The following is a 2,700-nucleotide window of genomic DNA, read 5'->3' on the forward strand; positions in this document are numbered from 1 at the left end:
CGTGCTGGGCGGGGCTCGGCGACCGGCGGGCGTGCGAGCGCTCGTTGGCCCGCGCGCAGGCGCTGTTCGCGCGGGGCGCGTGCGCGGAAGCGGACCCGGAGTGGATGACGTTCTACGGCGAGGCGGAACTCGCGGGCCTGGAGGCGCAGTGCTGGTCGGCCCTCGGGGACTGGCCGCGGGCGGCCCGGCAGGCACGGCGGGCCACGGCTCTGCAGGATCCTCACTTCACCCGCAACATCGCGCTCTACACGGCCGAGTTGGCGGACGACCTGGCCCGGTCGGGCCACCCTGACGAGGCGGCCTGCGCGGGGTCGCGCGCCCTTGACCTGTTGCGCGACGTGCGGTCGTCCCGGGTCGAGTCGATGCTGGCCACGACCGCGCGGTTGCTGCTGCCGCACCGGCGGGCGACCGAGGTCGGCGCCTTCTTGGACCGGCACGCCGCGGCGTAGTCTCCGCCGAGGGGAGAGCCGCTTGATCATCGGTAGGCGACCGCGGCTCGCGACCGGCCGGTCGCGCCCGGCCGGTCACTTCTGGCTGGCCGCTTCTGACTGGTCGCGCAGTTCCCCGCGCCCCTGAGCCATGCGGCCCCGCCGAGCCCCGTACGGGCGCACGAAGTGCGTACCTCGCCGGCGCGGGGAACTGCGCGAGAGGAGACCACCGGCGCGCGGCCGCCCGCGAAACAGAACCCGGAAGACGGCCACGCGAATCCCCCGGGGCCGGTCCGGCGGACAGGCCGGACTCGGTCGACGTGCCGATCGGTGCCGCGCCCCCGGCAACCTGCCCGGACAGAACACCTAGCCCGCCGCCAGGTGCCCCGTCTCGTTCCAGCTCTCGATCGCCGGCTCCCCGTAGGCCCATCCGAGCACGGACAGCGACGTGGGTGCCAGCCGTATCCGCGCCGCGAAGTCCAACGGGAGACCGAGCCACCGCGCCCCGATCGACCGAAGGATGTGCCCGTGGGCGAAGACGAGCACGTCACGGTCGGCCTCACGGGCCCAGGCCACCACCTCGTCGGCGCGCGCCGTCACATCCGCGATGCTCTCGCCCTCCGGAACCCCGTCACGCCAGATGAACCAGCCCGGCCGCCGCTCCTGGAGCTGGGCCGGGGTGAGCCCTTCGTACGCTCCGTAGTCCCACTCCATGAGCGCGTCCCAGGCGGTGGCGCGGTCACCGAAACCGGCGAGCTCGCACGTCTCGCTCGCGCGCGCCAACGGTGACGTCCGCACCTCGGCCGAGCCGAGCCCGTCGTACGGGGCCCGTTGGAGCCGCTCGCCCAGCAGTTTCGCGCCGCGGCGCCCCTCCTCGAGGAGCCGGACGTCCGTCCTGCCGGTGTGCCGTCCGGACAAGGACCATTCCGTCTGTCCGTGCCGGGCCAACAGGATGCGCGGGGCCATGAAGAAACCTTTCGGTGCGTACATCGAGGCGTACATACGGGATGAACCGGGCGCGAACGGGGTGTGTCGCCCATCCATCATCGCGCAACCGGAACCGTGACCGCCGCCCGGGCAACCCTCCGCTCGATCACGGCGTCTACGAAGATCAGGGGTCACCCACACCGGACCCTGTTCACCCTTTAGGGTGATGGACGTGGCCGGAGGCCGCCGGACGAGAAAGAGGGGGAGCGGCCCGCATGTCGCAGACCGACGACACACCACGCACCGGAGCGACACCGGCCGCACGACTCCGCTGGTGGACCGAGATCCCGCTGCTCGCCGTGGTCTACGGCGCGTACACCCTGGGCCGCCTCCTGGTCCGCGGCGACGTCGACGAGGCCGTCCACCACGGCCTGGCCCTGCTCCGGGCCGAGAAGGCGCTCCACCTCACCGTCGAACATCCGCTGAACCGTCTCTTCACCCGCGAAGCCTGGCTCGGTGTCCCCGCCGACTTCTGGTACGCCTCGCTTCACTACCTGGTCACGCCGGCCATCCTGATCTGGCTCTTCCAGCGCCGCGCCCACATCTACCGCGCCGCGCGCACCTGGTTGATGACCTCCACCCTGATCGGCCTGATCGGGTTCACCCTCTATCCGACCTGCCCGCCGCGGCTGCTGCCCGCGGGCCACGGTTTCGTCGACACGATGGCCCAGTACAGCTCCTACGGCTGGTGGGGCGGCGCGGCCAGCGCGCCCAAGGGCCTGGGCCACATGACCAACCAGTACGCGGCGATGCCGAGCCTGCACGTCGGGTGGGCCCTGTGGTGCGGAATCATGATCTGGCGGCACGGGCGCGGCCCCTGGGCGAAGGTGTTCGGCGTGCTCTACCCGGCCGGTACCGCGTTCGTGGTGATCGGCTCGGCCAACCACTACGTCCTTGACGTGCTCGCCGGGATCGCCGTGATGGGCGTGGGGCTGCTCCTGAGCAAGCCGGTGCTGCGGGCGGCCGACCGGGTCAGGGCGGGGCTCTCCGGACTGTGGGCACCTGCGGGGACGCCGACGGGCCAAGGCGCGCCGGCACCAGGGGCCACGGCCGGGACCGGAGCCGGGGCCGGGCCCACGGCCGGAGCCGCCGTCTCCTCGGCCTCTGTCGCCGCACCGGCCTCGATTGTCAGTGGAGAGTGCCAGACTTCCACGGGTGAGCGAATTCCCCGACAGCGCAAGGATTCCCGGACATCGGGCGCCGGCTCCCCAGAACCGGGGGGCGGGGCTGCGACGACGGCTCGCTGAGCTGCGCGGTCCCGTGCCCTCGTCCGAGGACCAGGCAC

The 2,700-nt window shown here is 72.7% G+C and carries 2 protein-coding genes and 1 pseudogene; 2 read left to right on the plus strand and 1 reads right to left on the minus strand.

Translation table 11 applies throughout. The features are described from left to right. Positions 1-449: pseudogene (locus OFY01_RS15690) on the plus strand (tetratricopeptide repeat protein); the annotation flags it as partial. Between the two features lie 345 nt (positions 450-794). Here the strand turns inward: OFY01_RS15690 and OFY01_RS15695 are convergent. Continuing rightward, positions 795-1,394 (minus strand): histidine phosphatase family protein, encoded by a 600-nt coding sequence (locus tag OFY01_RS15695; protein ID WP_266600326.1) that lies wholly within the window; start codon positions 1,392-1,394, stop codon positions 795-797. Positions 1,395-1,630: 236 nt separating this feature from the next. Here OFY01_RS15695 and OFY01_RS15700 point away from each other — a divergent pair, with 236 nt between their 5' ends. Further along, on the plus strand, positions 1,631-2,662 hold the full coding sequence (locus OFY01_RS15700) for a phosphatase PAP2 family protein (RefSeq protein ID WP_266600328.1): 1,032 nt from the start codon (positions 1,631-1,633) through the stop codon (positions 2,660-2,662). The last annotated feature ends 38 nt before the right edge of the window (positions 2,663-2,700 follow it).

The organism is Streptomyces beihaiensis (assembly GCF_026274175.1).
GTDB lineage: Bacteria > Actinomycetota > Actinomycetes > Streptomycetales > Streptomycetaceae > Streptomyces > Streptomyces beihaiensis.

What these genes read in the sequence shown, in the direction of transcription:
- OFY01_RS15700 (WP_266600328.1), top strand. Translation starts at nt 1,631, where the DNA reads ATGTCGCAGACCGACGACACACCACGCACCGGAGCGACACCGGCCGCA.
- OFY01_RS15695 (WP_266600326.1), bottom strand. Translation starts at nt 1,394, where the DNA reads ATGGCCCCGCGCATCCTGTTGGCCCGGCACGGACAGACGGAATGGTCC.